Genomic DNA, 18,619 nt, shown 5'->3' on the forward strand with positions numbered 1-18,619 from the left:
TAGACTGCGGGGCAACTTGAAAAGGCCCATGCCTGCCATGACGGAAGCTTCCGCCAACCCATTGCAAAAACCTGCCTTGCTCGCTGCCGGCGTAGGCGCGCTTGGCGTGGTGTTCGGCGACATCGGCACCAGCCCGCTGTATACCTTCAAGACGGTGTTGGACATAACCGGCGGCAATACACCGCAGACCATTCTCGGTGTCATTTCGTTGCTGATCTGGACGCTGATCATCGTTACCTCGGTCAAGTACGCCGGCTTTGCCATGCGCATCGACAACGACGGCGAAGGCGGCATCCTGGCCTTGATGGCGCTGCTCGGGGTAAAGCGCCACAAGCGTCCGATGATCGTTGCAGCCGGTTTGTTCGGCGCGGCGCTGATCTACGGCGATGGCGCGATCACACCCGCGATTTCGGTGCTTTCGGCGCTGGAAGGCCTAAACATTGCGGCACCTTCCTTGCAGCACTACGTGCTGCCGTTGACGGTGGTGATCCTGCTGGCGTTGTTCGCATTGCAGCCGATGGGCACGGCGCGCATCGGGCGCACCTTCGGGCCGATCATGGTGTTGTGGTTTCTTACCATGGCGGTGCTCGGCGTGTGGGGCATCATCAAGCATCCGGGCATTCTCTGGGCACTCAATCCGTATTACGCGTTGCACTATCTACTGCATAGTGGCAGCGGCGGATTCCTGGTACTGGGCGGCGTGTTTCTCTGCGTAACAGGCGCCGAAGCACTGTATGCCGACATGGGGCATTTCGGTGCCGGCCCGATCAAGCTGGCATGGTCCGCGCTGGTGTTCCCCAGCCTGGTGCTGAACTATGCCGGCCAGGGCGCGATCGTGCTGGCCGGTGCGCCGACGGAAGGCAATATTTTCTATCGGCTGTGTCCCGCCACGCTGACCTTGCCGCTGATCGTGTTGTCGACGATCGCCACCATCATCGCCAGTCAGTCGATCATCACCGGCGCGTTTTCGATGACACGGCAGGCGATCCAGCTCGGCTGGATGCCGCGACTGAAGGTGTCGCAGACCTCCGAGGAAGGCTACGGCCAAATCTACGTCGGCGCGGTGAACTGGCTGCTGATGCTGGTGACGATCGGGCTGGCGCTAGGCTTTCGCAAGTCCGACAACCTCGCTGGCGCTTACGGCATCGCGGTATCGGCCACCATGCTGATGACCACCGCGCTGTTGTTCATCGCCATGCGGGAAATCTGGAAGTGGAGCATGGCGGCAAGCGTGGCCGTGGCCGGTGTGTTTTTCGTTGTCGACAGCTCGTTCTTTGCCTCGAACATGATGAAGCTGCTGGATGGCGGCTATGTGCCATTACTGCTTGCGGCGTTGGTGTATCTGGTGATGTACATCTGGCATCGCGGTATCGTGGCGGTCGGCGCTCGCATCAGCGAAGACCCGATGCCTGTTGACGTCTTTCTGGATGAGCTTGCGCAAACGGGGGTCGCACGGGTGCCGGGCACAGCGGTGTTCCTGACCCGCGCGAAAGCCACCACGCCGCCGGTGATGCAGTGGTACGTCAAGCACAGCAAAGCCTTGCACAAGCGCGTGCTGGCAGTGACGCTGGAGATTGCGTCCACGCCTTGGGTGGCGCCCAGGAATCGCCTGACGCTGGCCGAAATCGGGCCCAATTTCTGGTCCATCACTGCCACCTTCGGTTTCATGGAACGGCCGGACATGCCCGCCCTGATGGCGCAGATCGCCACGCATGGTTGTCCCATTCATCCGCAGGAACTGACCTATTTCGTCGGCATGGAGAAAATCGTTGCGCGTGAAGACGGTCGCGGCGTGCCGCGCTGGATCCGCGCATGCTTCGCCGTGTTCTTGCGCAACGGTGCCCGCGTTACGGATTATCTGCGCATTCCGGCCAGCCAAGTGGTCGATATAGGCCGACAAATATCGATCTAATCGCATTCGCACGGTTCGGAACGGAACCCTTGAAGCGTTCTTCACGAACCTAAACCGTAGCGCTTACGTTCGTGACATTGCTGAACGACATGTCCGCACTTTTCGCTGGCATGTTCCTTGCCTCACTCCCTTGAAGGCCGGCAAAGAACGCGCTGCAGTTCAGCGCGCACATGCGCTTGCCGATGACGCGGACAAACGCCTGTCGGAAGGGAGAGCATGTTGACGGCAACGAGCACCCATGTGCGATAGCGCCAAGCGCTTCGATCGCATCCGCAAACTCATTTTGCCGGCGCTAGTCGCTGCCGGAAACCTGTCATGCATCTGAACGTCGAAACACTAGCGCTGATCAACGGCGGCCAGGCCCTGGTGCTGGCGCTGATGCTTTGGTTCGGCACACGCGACGGCAGCAATCTTGCGGTCAAAGGTCTTCGGCTGCGTGCCACCGCTTTGCTGCTGGAGGCCGGTGCTGATTTCGTGCTGGCGTTCGATTTCAAGCTTTCGCCGCTTGCGGTGCTGCTTGTGGGCAATACGCTTAACCTTTCCGCGCAGGCATTGACGATCGTGGCGCTGCGCATGGTGCTGGACCGTAACTTGCGCTGGCGCGAGGCGCTGGTGCTCGGTGTTGCCGCTTGGCTTGGCGTGACGTATTTCAGCATTGTGCATCCGGACTATTTGATGCGCGTGCTGTGGGGTTCCTGCATCCTCACTTGCAATGCCTTGCTCAATATCACGGCGTTGTGGGGCGGCTGCCGTAAGCGCGATACGCGCGCGCAGTGCTTATTGCTATGGACGTATGTGCTGGCCATTGCGCTGATGGTGTGGCGCAACGTTTCGTTGTGGATGCTTTCCGCGCCGCCGCAAGGTATTGGCGTGCCGTCCACCGTGAACACTATCTACGTTCTGCTGTTGGGGTTGCAGCCGTTGCTGGCCAGCGTGGGCTTTCTGCTGCTGTACAACGAGATTCTGCAGCGCGATCTGCATGATCTGGCGCGCATCGATCCGCTCACCGGCGTGATCAATCGCTTGGGATTGCTGGAAGCTTCCGAAGTCCTGCTTGCGCGAGCGCGCGCCAGACGGGAGTCGATCGGTGTGTTGCTGATCGATGCCGATCACTTCAAGAGCATCAATGACCGCTTCGGCCATGATGACGGCGATCGCGTTCTGCTGGAACTGGTCGCCAACATCCGGCGCATGTTGCGCACCAGTGATCTGGTGGGACGGGTGGGCGGTGAGGAGTTTCTCGTGCTGTCGCCTTCGGTGAAAGAAGCGGATCTGCTCGCGCTGGCCGAGCGCATTCGCATCGCGGTCGAACGCACACAGTTCCACATCGCCGGTCAGTCTTATGCGCTCACCGTGTCCATCGGCGCAGCCATTGCCACCGCCGACGAGCCCGACATGATGGGCGCGCGGCGCCGCGCCGATGCCGCGCTTTACGACGCCAAACGCGCCGGCCGCAATTGCGTGAAGATTTCAGCCGCGTAATACACGCCGGACGGCAGTGTCGCTTTGCGACCCGCACGGTTTCTCTCCGTTCCTGGTGTGCCGTTACGTCTGCGCTTCCGATGCAGGACTTTGCATGGCGCACGCTGCGTGCAGACTCGCGTGCAACTGCTGCAAAGCAGGAAGAATCTTTTCCGGTTCGCGCATGACGCGACGTGTATGCGTGAGCGTCTGATGCACGCTCGCCGGGGCCGCTCCTTGTTCGATCAACCGTCGACCCGGGTCCCGACAGCCGAGGAGAACATCGATCCAATCGGCGGCCCGCTCCGGCCGAATGCGGTGGGCAATGTAACGAGTGGCGCGAAAGGCCGGTGCAATCTGTTCGATGGCATCGAGCGCGGCGAAGAAGGCCTCCGGCGTTCGCGTCGGCTGCTGCCGGTCGAGCGATGAGGCAAGCGCAGCCAACGCGTCCGCAATGCGGCGCCGCAAGACCGCGGTGGAGCGCACCGGCAAGACGAACCATGCGACCGCCACGCCGATCACGGCGCCGACGGCGATTTCCTCCAGCCGTGGCCACAGCATCCGCGCCGCAGGCACACCGGCGAAATCCTGTAACAACGCAAGCGCCACGGTGACGAACAGCGCCCACCAACCGTAGCCGAACGGCCGCAGCCACATGCCAAGAAACACCGCAGTAAGAATCAGTACTACGCTCGCGCTGCCCTGTATGCCGAGGTGAACGCCAAGCACCTGCGCAACGATCGTTCCGGCCGCTGCGCCCAACATTCGCAGCATGCTCTTGTGCACCACGTCCAGCCGCCCGCGGTTGCCGCTGTTGACGATAAAGGCCGTCAGCACGACCCATTTCCAATGCTCCGGGAAGCAGATGTGACCGATAGCGAACGACAGTAACAACGCCACCGCCATCTGGATGGCCATACGCGTGGAGGCGACGGGTCGCAGCGAGCTTTCCGGCTGTGGCGCAGTGCCGAAAGCCGGCACGCTGACGGGCGGCAGCAGCTGAAGTGCTTGCGCCAGCGCATGCACGACGTTGACCCAAAACAAGGCCAACAGCGCGATGAGCACTGGCAGCAGCGTGGTGGGAAGCATGCCGTGGCTTTGGGGCGGTATGTACGGAATGGTCAGCAGCGCGACGAACGGCAATGCGATCAGCGAGCCGATCCGGCGCGCCATCGCGCCGAACCGACGCAGCCAGATCGATAGGAACATCCCGCCCGAGAAAACGAGCGCGCCCACGACAGGAAGGTGATGCAGCAGGAACGCCACGCCCGCTGCAGCAAGGCCCACCGCGGGCAAGACGAAGGCAGCTTCGATACGGCCGCGACGATCCCGATCGAGTTGGCTGCGCGACAAGGAGAGGCACAGCACCACGGCCAGCACGCCTGGGCCCGGTTCCCGGCTGATCGCCAGCACGCAAAGCAGCGTGGCGATTGCCGCGAGCAGTGTCGCGATCGCTTCCATCAGGGCGCGCTGTGGCCGCGAATGGCCGGCCGGCACGTGGGCGGATGAAGTAACCCGATTCAAGGAATGCACCGAAGAAACCGCGAGCCGAGGCAGCGGCCGAAGATATAACACCAAGGACGTTTCCGCCCACGCCGGCTGTATATCGATCGTCCGACGCAAGCTCTTGCGCACCGGGCACGAGCCGGCACGTCAACAGCAGCGGCCGTCGTCCGTTCTTTCACGATGGCAACCTTCACGCCGCGCCGCGGTCGGACATCCGAGCATACGACGACCGCGACGGCGGGCTACACTGCCGAAAGGCGGCCGAATCCTACGGAATTGAACTGCGACAAGGCATAACAAGGCATGAGCTTGTTGTACGACCTGTCAGCCAATGCAGTGCGCCGACTTTACGATGCGCGCATCGACACGCCGCCGGTGCTAGACACCGGGGTCTATTTTCCGGGTGCCGCGAAGTTCGTCGATGCGTGGCAAACCTTGCGCGACGAAGCCCTTGCCGTGGCTGCGCGCACGCAGGCTATCCCGCGCTTCCACGAGGTCATGCCTGAGCAGATGTCTATTTCCGCCAATGACGGCAAGGACTGGCGTGTGTTCGTGCTGAAGGTGTACGGCACGGACATCGACAAGAACATGGCCGCCTGCCCGACGCTGGCGCGCATCATCGCCGCCTCGCCGGACGTGGTTTCGGCCACCTTGTCGTTCCTCGCGCCGCATAAGCACATTCCGCGACATCGCGGCCCTTTTCGCGGTGTGCTGCGTTATCAGCTGGGGCTGTCGGTACCGGTGGACGCGCAAGGGCGCCCAGCCTCGGTGCTATCGCTCAACGACCAGGAGCATCGCATCGGCAACGCCGAGCACTTGCTGTGGGACGACACGTATCCGCATGAAGTGTGGAATCACAGCGACGAACCGCGCGCCGCCCTGCTGCTGGACGTACGTCGCCGCCACATGCCGGTGGACATGCGTCTGCTGTCCAGCGCTTTGATCGCGTCGGTCGGCATGGTGGCGCGATGGCGCGGCATCGACTGAAAGCGTTCGATGTCATTGCCGACGTATCAGGCCGTCCCCGATGCCAAGGCAGAGACGATGGTATTGCGACGTACGCTCGCCGCCTGCTGCACGTTCCCTCAGCTTGTCGCGGGTTTCGTTTGCCCGGGGCGCATCAGGTACATGTGAGCGCCACTGCACATATCTACCGTCCGTGATATGGCCATGCAGAGATAGAAGATCCAACCAGAGCGAACTCAGCGAAATATCCATGTCAGTCGACGGTTTCGCCCGCGAACACCGTCGCCTGCATGGACGGCCTTTGCAGAAACCGGCGATACCATGCCGACAATCGCGGCCGTCCGATTTCAAAATCAGGCAGATGCCGAAACGCCAGCCAGTCCAGCGCCGTAGCGAGCGCGATTCGCCCGATATCGACGTGCTCGGCTTCGGCGTGGCTTGGATCCATGTCCGCTTCCTGCTCCAGGAAGTCGTAGGAACTCGTCAGCTTTTCGACCTGGCCGTCGCGCATGGCGGGGTAGCGAAGCGCTTCGGGACGCCGCACCGTTTCATGGCGCACGGCAATGCCTGCGTCGCACAATCCCTGCGCGAGTGCCTGCAGCCGCAGGCTGACTCGCCTTGCGCGCCCATGCGCTGGAATGACGCGCTTGCATTCGTGCAGCGAATCGAGGTGGTCGCAGATCGCGCCGGAGTCGAACAACGCAAACCCGTCATCGAGAATGAGCACAGGCACCTTTCCGAGCGGATTTTCCCGGAATACGGTGTCATTACGGACGGTGGGGCTGGTTTCGTGATGGATGACGTCGAGGCGATGCGCGAGCCCCACCTCGTGAGCCATGACCAGTACTTTGCGCGCGTAGGGGGAATGGGTCTGATAGAAGAGTTTCATTGGAGGCAGGATTCGAGAGGCCGCAGCAGTTTCCCAGCTTGCTGCGCGGCTTAGCCGCGTTATTGTCCCCTTTTGCGTTGCATGCCCGCTTTTTTTGGGTTAATTCTGCGGCATGACCGACGATGCCCTTGACGCCTTCGACCGTGAAATTCTCCGCCACGTGCAGCGCGATGCCCGCATGACCAGCGAGGACATTGGCGCCGCCATTGGGCTTTCGGCCGCCGCCGTGCAGCGCCGGCTCAAGCGCATGCGCCAACTGGGCGTGATCGTCGCCGAGGTCGCCATCGTCGATCCGCAAGCAGTCGGACAAGCCATGAGCTTCATCATCGGCGTGGAGATGGAACGCGAACGCGCGGACATGCTCGACACCTTCCGTCGCGCGGCGTGTGCCGACCCCAACGTGCAACATTGCTACTACGTCACCGGGGTGGCCGATTTCATCCTGATCGTGACGGCCCGCGACATGGATGATTTCGAGGCATTTACCCGCCGTCTGCTGTTCGACAATCCCAACCTCCGGCGTTTCACCACCAGTGTAGTGATGGCTCGCGACAAGACGTCCCAGGCGGTGCCTGTATAAGGGCAATTTTCAAGTTTGCGGCGCGGCTGCCGATAGGGTCGGCCGAGCCTCCGTCCGCCATGACGCGATGGACGAATTCAGCAAACTCTCAGCCAAGTTTCGACCATGATCCCGATACGGCCTGTCCGATGACGCCGCCGTGTCGTGGCCCCCAATAGGGTCGTCCGTCGGAAGTTGGCAGGAACAGGCAGTCGATGCAGCTTCAAGCACAGCTAAAAGTGGGGGCGGCGCTTTTGCTGGCGGTGGCAGCGGGTATTTCAGCTTATGTGTTCGTAGGCTACGCGCAAGGTTACCGGCAGGGCGCACGCAACCTGCAGGCCCTCACCTCCTACGACCAGGTGCTGAAAGCCGGCAACGCGATCTCGGCCGAACGCGCGCCATCCAACATCCTGCTTACGCTGGATCCGCGCGCCGCGCAGGCCTACGCATCCACCCGGGCGGACGTGGCCGATGCGCGCCAGCACACCGATGCCGCGCTCGACCAGCTGGACCGGCTGATCCGTGCACGCCCGGAGGCGGACTCGGAAACCCCCGTGCTTGCACGTGCAAGGGAATCGCTGGTGAAGGCACGCGCCGATTACGACGCGCTGGCTCGCAACGCCCCTTCTGAACGTTCGCCGCAGGATCTGCAGACCGCCATCGACATCTTGATCGTTGCGCGCAAGCAGCTCGACCCGCTGATTGCCGATTTTTACCGCGAAGCCGTGGAGCTTGCCCCCGATCAGGCCGGCACCATGCAGATGGCGCGCATCCTTAGCGACCTGCGCGAGTACGGCGGTCGGCTCGGCTCGATGCTGGTGGTGCCCTTGTCGACGCCTGAGCCGATCGATCCGGCGCGTCGTGTGATCATCGCCACGTTGCGCGGTCGCATCGACGAGCTGCGCGCGCTGATGCTGGCACGCACCGGCCCGGACGATCAGCATGACGACGCTATCGAACGCATGCGCACGCAGGTCGAGCGCGGCTTTTTCGGCCGCACACTTGCGCTGGTCGACACGCTAACCACGCGTTCAGGCACGGATTACGGCATTCGTGCCGCAGCATTTACCAGCCAGGCGCTGCCCGATCTGGTGGCGCTGGAAAAGCTGGAAGACCTGTTCGTGCAGCGTGCTATCGCTCACGTCACCGCTACCCAGCGCCATGAGCGCGTGCACATGCTGCTGATCGGCGCCTTCCTGCTGGCATTCTTCCTGTTTCTGCTGGCCATGCTGCGCGCGGCGGAAAGCCTGGTGATTCGCCCACTGCTGTTGGCGAAGAACGAGATCGTGGCGCTCGCCAACGGCGATCTGCGTCGCGCGCCGCGTGCCGGCAACAGCGAGGAGGCGCGCGCCCTGCACGATGCCATCGATACGCTGCGGCAACAGCACTTGCGCAGCATGCAACTGGCGATCGAACGCGATGAATTAAGCAAGGCGCTGCGCCGGCAGGCGCATACCGATGCCCTCACCGGCCTGCTGAACCGCCATGCGTTGGAGGAGATTACCGGCGACCTGTCGGCGGAACCCGTGCGGCTGTCCAAGGGGCGTGGTTTGATCCTGATCGACGTCGACTACTTCAAGCCGATCAACGACGAGCACGGGCACATCGTGGGTGACTTGGTGCTGCGCGAGGTGGGCGGACGTATCCGGCAACTCGTGAAGGAACCGCATATGGCCTTCCGTTATGGCGGAGAGGAATTCGCGGTACTGACGAATGGTTTGTCGATGAAGGACCTGTGCCTGCTTGCCGAGGATATCCGTCGCGCCATTTCCAGCGACAACATCGCCGCGCCCGGCGTCTCGACGCTGATCGTGACGGCAAGCTTCGGCGTGGCGAAAGGCAACCTCGCCGTGCTTACTTGGCTGGATCTGCTCAATGCCGCGGACGCCGCGCTGTATCAAGCCAAGGCGCAAGGACGCAACCAATTGGTCGCGGCGCCGACGCCGACGGACGACATGCAAAAGGATCGTCATATGCCCGGTAACGTGCAGGCCCGATGAAAATTCATATTCAATGTGAAACCGCTCAAAGCGGCCGCATATGTGTAAACCGTATGTAACACCTAAATGTTCGCCAGGCACTGGACGACACCGTTACGCAGGCGCAGGATCAAAAGCCCGATGTTTATCGGGATTTCGCTGGGGAGTTAATCGCTATCGGGGTGATCTGATTAATTCAGCGTAGGTCTGATCGGCCCTGGATTAACTCAGAGCATCCTTAAGGGTAGTCAACGCGACCGCAGCCGGCGTGGCTGCGTCGGGCCCACACAGCGGTCCGCTGACTTTTCGCGCACCCTTTTGCAAGGAGGTAATCACGACGAATGCATGGTTTAGCCGATTCATCACAGGGGAACTCGTTTTTTTCATCCAACCCTTAGGAGAAAAGAATCGTGAAAACCGAGCATGTGATGATTGCGTTGTCGATAGCCGCCGCTTTCGCAACGCTGCCTTCGATCACCAAGGCTTCTAGTTCCAACCCGGCGCTCGCTGGGATCGACACGACTGAAGCATCGCGCGTTACGCAGGCTGTGAACAACAACGTGGTATCGGCGCTAAGCCATACTCATCTTAGCTTGCTGGCCAACGCCACACCCGCCGGCCGCGTGGATGATGCGCTGCCGATGAACCATATGCAGCTGATTCTGCAACGCAGCGCCTCGCGCGAGTCGGCGCTGCAAGCGCTGATCACCGCACAACACGATCCGAGCTCATCCAAATTCCATCAATGGCTGACGCCCGAGGAATTCGGCACGACGTTCGGCGTGACCGATGCGGATATTGCTGCAGTGAAGTCATGGCTTATTTCGCAGGGCTTTACTGTCAACGGCGTATATCCGAACAAGCTGCAGATCGACTTCAGCGGCACGGCCGGTTTGGTTCGTCAGGCGTTCCGCACGCAGGAGAACCGCTACGTCGTCAATCACGTCACGCATATCGCCAACGCGAACGATATCAGCGTGCCTTCCGCGCTGCGCGACGTGGTGGTGGGCGTGGCCGGTCTCAACGACTTCCGGCCGCAACCTTTGCACGTGGCACCGCAGGTGGCGCAGTTCGATCGCAACAAGAGCAACTTCAAGATCAAGCAGCCGTCCAACTCGACCGCGGGAACACCGGGCCATTCGGCGGTGAACTTTACCGGCGGCGTGCGCGGCTTCGTGCCGTATGACATGCAGACGATCTACAACGTTACTAGCTTGTACACGAGCGGCGTCACCGGTACCGGCATCACCATCGCGGTGGTGGAAGATGTGGATATGTATACGCCTGATTGGGCCAATTTCGTCAGTCAGTTCGGCCTCGGCAGCTACGGCGGAACGTTCACGCAATTCCAGCCGCAGTTGACACCGTCCACTGGCAACTGCACTGATCCAGGCGGCAACTCACCAGGTGGCGAAAGCATCGAAACGGTGCTGGATTCGGAATACTCCACAGCGATCGCGCCAGGCGCAAATATCTGGGTGGCGACGTGTGCCGATTCCGATTCCACCAACTTCTTCGGCGGCGTGTTTACCGCGGCGGATAACCTGATCAACAACAGCGATCCCACCGGCCGGCCGAACGTGATCAGCGCAAGCTACGGCTACGGCGAAGGCTTCACCGATGCCGCCAGCAAGGCGGCGATTGATCTGATGTGGGCACAGGGAGATGCCGAAGGTATTTCGGTGTTCATATCCAGCGGTGATTCGGGTTCCAACCCGAGTTTCAACGGCAGCATCATCAATGGTGTCGGCATCGACGCGAACTCGTTTGCCACCTCACCCAACGATACGGCCGTGGGCGGAACGGACACCGCTGACGTGCTTGACGGTACCACCAACAAGTACTTCAACAGCACGCTCAACGCCGTGTACGGCTCGGCGAAGTCGTACGTACCGGAGATCACCTGGAATCAGTCGTGCGGCAATACGCAGGCGGCCAGCAAGCTGGTGCACACGTCAGCGCTGCAGTTCTGCAAGAACGCACTGATCTATGATCCCTACGGCTATTACGTGACATCCGAGAGCGGCAGCGGCGGTCCGTCGTCGATCGACGCCAAGCCTTCATGGCAGCGCATCGTACGCGGCGCGGCCAAGGACCAATCGCGCGATCTGCCGGATGTGTCGTTGTTTGGCGGTTCGTATGGCGGTTATTCGTGGGTGATCCTGTGCACCGGTTTTTATCCGTGCACGGCCAACTTCACCTCCCCGGTGGAGCTGGTAGCCGGCACGTCGCTCTCATCGCCGATGTTCGCGGGTATCCAGGCGTTGATCGATCAGGGCCTGTACAACGCCGGCCTGCCGAAGAACCAAGGCAACGCCGCACCGACGCTGTATGAGTTGGCCAGGAGCGAATACGGCGGTCCGACGGGCAAGACGCCCCCCACGCTGGCGGGATGCAATTCCGACAACGGCACCAGCGGTACCGGCAAGTGCGTGTTCTACAACATCACCGCCGGCGGCAATTCCACGCAATGCATCCAGGTGGCGGCCTTTGCGCAGACCACACCGGATTGCTATTTCTACGGCACCATCCAGAACTTCCAGCAGTTCTACGGCCCCACGCTGGTCGGCCTGACTGCGACCAGCACATCGAAGTACAACGCCACTACCGCGGCCTTTGCCGCGCAGCCCGGCTGGAGCTTCGCCAACGGTCTGGGTTCGGTGAATGCCAACAACCTGCTCAAGGCATGGAAGTCGTTCGTAGGCGCGCCGTAATCGTCGCGATGTAGTGAGCCTCTCCCTCTCCCCATCCGGGGAGAGGGATGGGGTAAGGACCAATCTGGCGATAAAGCGTTAGCAAATACCCAAGGCCGTCATTCTCGCGAAAGCGGGAATGACGGCCTTATGGTGCATATGAGGTGTTGCGCAAGAGCGGATGCTTCGTTCTTCCACGAAACATCCATAGCTGCTATGCCATAAGGTTCTTGCATTCATAAGCAAGTAACCGGCATGGATCAGCACGCATTTCATCGCGCTATCGCACGAGTGACCACGGCGGCGAGCTTCGGCTTTGCGCTGGTGCAGTTGGATGTCACCATCGTCAACGTGGCATTGCCGCGCATCGCTAACGATCTGCATGCAGGCGTCGCGGGGCTGCAATGGGTGGTGGATGCCTACGCGCTCGCCTTCGCGGTATTGCTGCTGAGCATGGGTTATCTCGGCGATCGCCTGGGCGCGCGGCGGGTGTATCTCGGTGGCATGCTGCTGTTCGCGCTCGCTTCGATATTTTGCGGCTGTTCGGCCAACGCGGTAATGCTGATCGTCGGACGCACGCTGCAAGGCGTGGGTGCCGCGGCGATGCTGCCCTGTTCGCTGGCGCTGCTCAGCCATGCCACAGCCCACGAACATGCCTTGCGGGCGCGCGCTGTCGGGTGGTGGACGGCGGCCGGTGCGATTGCGATTGCGGCGGGGCCAATTGTCGGCGGCCTGCTGATGAGCGTGACCAGCTGGCGCAGCATTTTCTTCGTCAACGTGCCAGTCTGCGCGGTGGGTGCCTGGCTGACGCTGCGCGTGCCCGAAACGGAACGCAAGGTGCGCGACGGTCGTTTCGACGTCTGGGGCCAGCTGCTCGCCATCCTTGCGCTGACTGGCCTGACGATGGCGGTGATTGAAGCCAAACCGCTGGGCTGGACGCATCCGCTGGTAATCGGCTGCGCGGCGATGGCGGTGGTAACGGCGCCGTTGTTCGTGTGGATGGAATCGCGCAGTGCAGCGCCGATGCTGCCGCTGAAGTTTTTTCGCGCGCCGGGTTTCAGCGTGGCGGTGATGTATGGCGTCATCGTCAATCTCACCTATTACGGCATCGTGTTCCTGCTCAGCCTGTACCTGCAACGCGTGCACGGCTACAGCGCGTTGCGCACCGGACTGGCGTATCTGCCGTTAACCGCCACATTCTTCGGCGTGAATGTTTTCAGTGGCTGGCTGGTCGGCCGCATCGGCGCACGTCTGCCGATGGTGCTGGGCGCGCTGATCGACGGCATCGGCTTTGGATTGTTTTTGCTGCTGGGCGCAAACAGCCCGTACCTGCTGATGCTGCCGGCCTTTGCGCTATTGCCGTGCGGCATGGGACTGGGCGTGCCGGCGATGACCACGACCGTACTTTCCGCCGTGGAAAAACACGCTGCAGGCACCGCTTCCGGCGTGCTCAATGCGGCACGCCAGGCGGCGGGGGCGATGGGTGTGGCGCTGTTCGGATCGCTCGCCGGCGACAGCAACGAACTGGTCGTACGCGGCTTGCATCGCTCCGCATGGATCGCGATGGGTATGTTACTGATCGCGGCCGTGTTGGCCTTCCGTGGCATGGCTGCGCGAACAGGAACGAGCCGATAGACGCGCGGGTCAGGCCGGATAATCGAGCTTCGGATACCAATCCGTGCCGCGTCCCTCCGGCGTCATGTCGAGTACCGTCCAGATTGGCATGGGGTCGGGCGCGCCGCGTGGGTCCTGGCCGGGATCGACGGTTTCCGAACCCATTTCGCCGCTCCAGAAAAGCCGAATGGTGCCGTCGCGGCGGGTAAACACGTTGATTTCGGGGATGTCGCTGTTATCCGGTGCGATGGCGTGATAGTCGCGGCTGAAGTTGCCGTTGAGGTCGGAATAGAGCTTCAGATCGCGCCAGCCGCGTTCACGCTTGAACGCAAGCAAGCGCTCGATCGGCGAGCGCGCCACCACCGCCAGTGCAATGCGTTGCTGCATGTCGCGCGCCTCGCCTTCCCATGCGCTCAGCAAGGACGTGCACATCGAGCAGGGCCGCTCGCGCTGTGGACCGAACATGTAGCTGTAGACGACCAGGGTCTGCTTGTCGCCAAACAGGCCGGCAAAGTCAGTTGGGCCGCTTTCGCCCTCGAAGCGATAGTCACCGATCACCTCACCGCCGGGAGGCAGTTTGCGGCGCAGGGCGGCGACGCGTTCGATATGGCGACGCAATTCGATTTCCTCGCGCAGGAGTTCGTCGCGTGCGCGGCGGTATTCGGTGCTTTCGTTGAGCTGGGTGGCGCCGTTGCGCTTCACCAGTTCTGCAGCGGGAACGAGAGTGGGGTTTTGGGTCATGGTTGCGCTCCTCCGGACAGGTTGCTTCATATCAGAGTGACGAACAGCAATCCGGGAAATCGACATTGGAGCGCTGCCCTTTTTCCTCAGGAGAGACCGATATTTAGCGAGGCTGACCCCCACCTCAGCCCTCTCCCCGGAAAGGAGAGGGAGCGGGTCACTTGCATTCCGATACAACTTCGATATATCGTTTCGACCGTCAATTAGATATATCGGAGTTGCATCATGCACAGGCATTTCATGTTCCATCGCTTCATGCACCGCCATCATGACCGCGGCTGTGGGGACTGGCGTGAAGCCGGCGGCGGGTTCGCCGATGACGAAGGCTACGCCTTCCATGGCCGGCGCGGCCGGCACGGCGAGTTTGGGCACCACGGCGACTCATTCGGCGATTGGGGCGATATGCAGGGCGGCGGCCGGCGTGGCGGCGGGCGCTTGCTCGGCCACGGCGACTTAAAGCTGCTATTGCTGGCGCTGGTCGAGCAGCAGCCTCGCCACGGTTACGAGCTGATCCGCACCATCGAGGAGATGTTCCTCGGGCAGTACTCGCCCAGCCCCGGCGCCATCTATCCCACGCTGACCATGCTGGAAGAACTCGGCTACGCCTCGGTGGAGAACGAACAGGGCGGTCGCAAGCTGTATGTCATCACCGATGACGGCCGTGCGTACCTGGATGCCAACCGCACAGCGGTCGAAGCGATCATCGAACGCACACGTGAAAGCGCACGCATGTTCGCCAAATTGTCGGTACCGATGTCGGTGCGCAAGGCAATGCATGCGCTCAAGCATGCGGTACTGATGCGCGGGGGCGACTGGAAAGCCGAAGCACAGCGCGTGGCGACGATTCTCGAGCGCGCCGCGACTGAAATCGCAGCCGGACGCAAAAACGATGACAAGTGATGTCGCCATGACGAAGCACGAACACCGCATGGTTCGTCATCAGCTCGCGATGCGCACGCTGGAAGTTTTGAGCACGAAGCGGATGACTCCGCACATGCAGCGCATCACCTTGAAGGGTGAGCAGCTGCGCGGTTTCGTTAGCGCCTCGCCTGACGATCACGTGAAGCTGTTGTTTCCCAACGCGGACGGCGAATTGATTTTTCCCACACCGGGGCCGAACGGTCCTGAATTTCCGCCGGGTTCCAAACCTTCGCCTATGCGTGACTACACGCCGCGCGAACACGATGGCGCACGTAACGAATTGATCATCGATTTCGTGCTGCACGGCGACGGGCCTGCCTCGACCTGGGCGGAAAAGGCCAGGCCCGGGCAGCGCATCGGCGGAGCCGGACCGCGCGGCTCCTTTGTTGTGGCCGCGGACTTCGACCATTACGTGCTGGTCGGCGATGAAACCGCTCTGCCCGCAATCGGCCGTCGCCTGGATGAAATGCCAGCCGACTCGCACGTGGTGGTGCTGGCGGAAATTCCCGAAAACGCCGATCGACAGCCGCTGGGCTCGCAGGCAGACTTCGAAGTGACGTGGCTGGAACGCGATGGCGTCGATGCCGCCAGCAGCGAATTGCTGGAAAGCGCCCTGCGCGAATTGCCGGAGCTAGCGGGCGATACGTTCTATTGGATCGCCACGGAATCACGCCGGGCGCGGGCGATGCGACGGTATCTGACGGAAGAGCGCGGCGTGCCGAAGGAGTGGATTCGCGCGACCGGGTATTGGCAGGTGGATGGAAGTGAGGACGAGGAAGATTGATCAGCGTCGGAAATCTCATCCGAAGCCATTCGTCATTCCGGCGAAGGCCGGAATGACGGGCAGGTTAGTTCGCGGCTAGCGTGCAGTCGCCGGCTTCACCCACGTCTCGAACAACTCATAGATTCGCCGATACTCGTCATACCACGCATCCGCATGCTCGAATTCGTGGCGCTCCAGCGGATACAGCGAGATCCAGAAATTCTTCTTATGCAGTTCGACGAAGCGCTGGTACAGCCGGATCGAATCGCTGGCCAGCACGTTGTCGTCGATCAAACCGTGGTTGATCAGCAGTGGATCGCGCAGGTTGTCCGCATAGGTGATCGGCGAGCTGATCTTGTACGCCTCCGGATCGATCTGCGGATTGTTGAGGATGTCGGAGGTATACGAATCGTTGTAGGTGACCCAATCCGAAGGCGGACGCTGCGCCGCACCGGCGGCGAATTCACCCGGCGCGCGCAACAGCGCCATCTCGGTCATGAAGCCACCATAGCTGCCGCCGTAGATGCCCACACGTTTGGCATCGACGCCATGGTTCTTCACCAGCCATGCCTTGCCGTCGAGCAAATCTTCCAGCTCGGGATGGCCCATCTGGCGATAGATCGCCGTGCGCCATGCGCTGCCGTAGCCCTCGGAGGCGCGGTAATCCATATCCAGCACCACGTAACCTTCCTGCACCAGCAGGTTGTTGAACAGCTGCTCGTGCTGGTAATACGTTGCGGCTTGCTTCACATCCTGCAGATAGCCGGCTCCGTGCACGAACAGCACGGCTGGGCGCGAAGCCGACGCATCGGTTTCATCCGTCGGGCCGTAATACTTCGCATAGATCACGCCCGCACCGTGCGAGGACGGTACTTCCACGAACTTCGGTTCGATCCACTGGTGCGCGGTGAAGCCGGGCTTCATGGTGTGGGTGAGTTCGCGTGGCGTGCCACCTTCCGCGCTTTGTACAGCGAGCTGCGGCAATACGTAAGCGGACGAATGCAGCACGGCGAGCTGCTTGTCGTCCGGCGATAGCGTGAACTGATCCATGCCGCCGTATTGCGTGATGCGGCCGAGCTCGCCGCCGTTCGACGGCACGCGATAGACGTCGTAGCTGTACGGCGCCAGCTTGTTGGCAAGCACGTAGAACCACTTACCGTCGTTGGACAATTGCGGCTGGCTTACTTCGAACTTGCCGGACGTCAGCGCTTTTGCCGCGCCGTCCACGGGCTTTACGTAGAGCTGCGAATAGCCGCTTTCCTCGCTTAGGAACCACAGCGTGCAGTTGTCTTTCAGCCAGCCGACGTCGTTGAAGATCCAGTTGATCCACGCATCGTTGTGCAAGCGATGCTGCGGCACCAGCGCGTGATGGGCAAAATCGACCGTGGCGATCCAGCGATCCTTGTTGTCGATGGCGAGGAATTCCACCGCCGCATTGCGGCCGTCGTCACTCCACACGATGCCGGCGCTGCCGCTATCCATGCTGTACAACGTGACGGGACGCACGTCGGGCGCTTTCAGCGCCTTGGCTTCGTCGTCCTTGCCGGCTTTCTGTAGCGCGGCGACGGTCTTGGCGCGGATGGCTTTGAGCGGATCGTCCTTGATTCCGGGCAGATTGTCGGTGCCGAGCGGATAGGATTTGTGCGCGGAAAGATCGAGCAGCAACACCGACTGCGGCGCGGGATCGTTGCGGCCGACATACGTGCGTGCGGCTTCGGTGTCGGTGTAGCCGGTATCGGTGACGAAGTGGATGACGTCGGGCGCCTTGCCGTCGTCGTGATGCGCCGGCTGCGTCACCACCAGCATCCAGCGGCCGTCCGGCGAAAGCTCGGTATCGACGAGCTGCGTTTTGTCGCCGAGATAGAACGGCTGCGGTGCGCGCGTGGAATCGGCGGCGACCAACTGCTGATCGTTGGCATGCAGCGCATCTTTGTCCGCCTTGTCTTCGCGCAGCGACTTGAATAGATCGAGCTGTTGCTGGCCGAGCGCGTCGGGTTTCTTGTCTTGCGGATCGTCAGTGAATTTCAGCACCGCGGCGGGCGAAGTGACGCCGCTGGCGAGGTCGTAGACGTACCAATTGTTGCTTTCGCGAAATTGCAGCGAACGGCCATCTGCCGAAAATCGTGGCGAAGATTCCGGCAGCGGGCTGCGCGTCACCTGCGTGCGGTGGCCGTTGCTCACGTCCACGAGAAACACGTCGCCATGGAAGATATAGGCCGCGTAGCGATGCGCGCGGTCGTACACGGCAGGGCCTTCCGCCTGCGCCGTGGCCGTCGCGTCCAGTTTGGCGCCACCGCCGCTCGCAGGATCGACGCGATACAGATCGCGCACCGGGCTGCCGTCGCGCTTGAGGCGGTAATACAGCGTGCGGCCGTCCACGCTCCAATACGGGGTTTCCACTGCCTGGCCCATCCAATCCGGATTGGCCATGATGGTTTCCAGATCGAGCTTTGGCGCGCTCTGCGCAGTTTCTGCTGCCGCGGGCAGTACGGTAAAGGCGATGAGGCCGGCGAGCAGCAGTCGGCGCATGGGAAACGCTCCGTGGGTGGAAAATCGGCCAGCATAGCCAAGCGCACGGGCGTGACAAGCGCCAAGGGTCCCGTTTCGTCGCGAGC

13 protein-coding genes are annotated in these 18,619 nt (G+C 61.8%); 9 read left to right on the plus strand and 4 right to left on the minus strand.

Annotation, left to right across the window (positions count from 1 at the left end; all coding sequences use genetic code 11):
• The first annotated feature begins 28 nt into the window (after positions 1-28).
• Complete coding sequence (locus ISP18_RS17725) at positions 29-1,912, plus strand: potassium transporter Kup (RefSeq protein ID WP_380015141.1); 1,884 nt, start codon at positions 29-31, stop codon at positions 1,910-1,912.
• Positions 1,913-2,227: 315 nt separating this feature from the next.
• Positions 2,228-3,394, plus strand: a complete 1,167-nt coding sequence (locus tag ISP18_RS17730; RefSeq protein ID WP_380015144.1) for a GGDEF domain-containing protein — start codon at positions 2,228-2,230, stop codon at positions 3,392-3,394.
• A gap of 63 nt (positions 3,395-3,457) precedes the next feature.
• Here the strand turns inward: ISP18_RS17730 and ISP18_RS17735 are convergent, their stop codons facing one another.
• Positions 3,458-4,897: an FUSC family protein gene (locus tag ISP18_RS17735; protein ID WP_380015147.1), complete on the minus strand. Its 1,440-nt coding sequence runs from the start codon at positions 4,895-4,897 to the stop codon at positions 3,458-3,460.
• A gap of 285 nt (positions 4,898-5,182) precedes the next feature.
• Between ISP18_RS17735 and ISP18_RS17740 the strand changes: the two genes are divergently transcribed.
• Positions 5,183-5,866 (plus strand): aspartyl/asparaginyl beta-hydroxylase domain-containing protein, encoded by a 684-nt coding sequence (locus ISP18_RS17740; RefSeq protein WP_380015150.1) that lies wholly within the window; start codon positions 5,183-5,185, stop codon positions 5,864-5,866.
• 232 nt (positions 5,867-6,098) lie between these two features.
• Here the strand turns inward: ISP18_RS17740 and ISP18_RS17745 are convergent, their stop codons facing one another.
• Positions 6,099-6,734, minus strand: coding sequence for a glutathione S-transferase family protein (locus ISP18_RS17745; RefSeq protein ID WP_380015153.1), 636 nt, complete (start codon positions 6,732-6,734; stop codon positions 6,099-6,101).
• A gap of 112 nt (positions 6,735-6,846) precedes the next feature.
• Between ISP18_RS17745 and ISP18_RS17750 the strand changes: the two genes are divergently transcribed.
• The 4 genes from ISP18_RS17750 to ISP18_RS17765 all read left to right on the plus strand — a co-directional run bounded on the left by ISP18_RS17750 (position 6,847) and on the right by ISP18_RS17765 (position 13,600).
• Complete coding sequence (locus ISP18_RS17750) at positions 6,847-7,314, plus strand: Lrp/AsnC family transcriptional regulator (RefSeq protein ID WP_380015156.1); 468 nt, start codon at positions 6,847-6,849, stop codon at positions 7,312-7,314.
• Positions 7,315-7,508: 194 nt separating this feature from the next.
• Positions 7,509-9,293, plus strand: a complete 1,785-nt coding sequence (locus ISP18_RS17755; RefSeq protein ID WP_380015159.1) for a GGDEF domain-containing protein — start codon at positions 7,509-7,511, stop codon at positions 9,291-9,293.
• Positions 9,294-9,682: 389 nt separating this feature from the next.
• Positions 9,683-11,986, plus strand: coding sequence for a S53 family peptidase (locus ISP18_RS17760; protein WP_380015162.1), 2,304 nt, complete (start codon positions 9,683-9,685; stop codon positions 11,984-11,986).
• A gap of 234 nt (positions 11,987-12,220) precedes the next feature.
• Positions 12,221-13,600, plus strand: coding sequence for an MFS transporter (locus ISP18_RS17765; protein WP_380015165.1), 1,380 nt, complete (start codon positions 12,221-12,223; stop codon positions 13,598-13,600).
• A 9-nt stretch (positions 13,601-13,609) separates the two neighbouring features.
• Here the strand turns inward: ISP18_RS17765 and ISP18_RS17770 are convergent, their stop codons facing one another.
• A complete protein-coding gene (locus tag ISP18_RS17770) occupies positions 13,610-14,320 on the minus strand; it encodes a DUF899 family protein (RefSeq protein WP_380015168.1) in 711 nt (236 codons plus the stop codon).
• 225 nt (positions 14,321-14,545) lie between these two features.
• On the opposite strand from ISP18_RS17770, the gene ISP18_RS17775 reads away from it, so the two are divergent.
• Both ISP18_RS17775 and ISP18_RS17780 read left to right on the plus strand, forming a co-directional pair.
• Positions 14,546-15,220: a PadR family transcriptional regulator gene (locus ISP18_RS17775; protein ID WP_380015171.1), complete on the plus strand. Its 675-nt coding sequence runs from the start codon at positions 14,546-14,548 to the stop codon at positions 15,218-15,220.
• Between the two features lie 7 nt (positions 15,221-15,227).
• A complete protein-coding gene (locus ISP18_RS17780) occupies positions 15,228-16,025 on the plus strand; it encodes a siderophore-interacting protein (RefSeq protein ID WP_380015174.1) in 798 nt (265 codons plus the stop codon).
• A 75-nt stretch (positions 16,026-16,100) separates the two neighbouring features.
• Here ISP18_RS17780 and ISP18_RS17785 read toward each other — a convergent pair whose 3' ends face one another.
• The gene (locus ISP18_RS17785; protein WP_380015177.1) at positions 16,101-18,533 is read right to left on the minus strand and encodes a prolyl oligopeptidase family serine peptidase; all 2,433 of its coding nucleotides are present in this window, start codon (positions 18,531-18,533) and stop codon (positions 16,101-16,103) included.
• Between the last annotated feature and the right edge of the window lie 86 nt (positions 18,534-18,619).

It is taken from the genome of Dyella humi, assembly GCF_044904605.1.
Taxonomy (GTDB): domain Bacteria; phylum Pseudomonadota; class Gammaproteobacteria; order Xanthomonadales; family Rhodanobacteraceae; genus Dyella_B; species Dyella_B humi.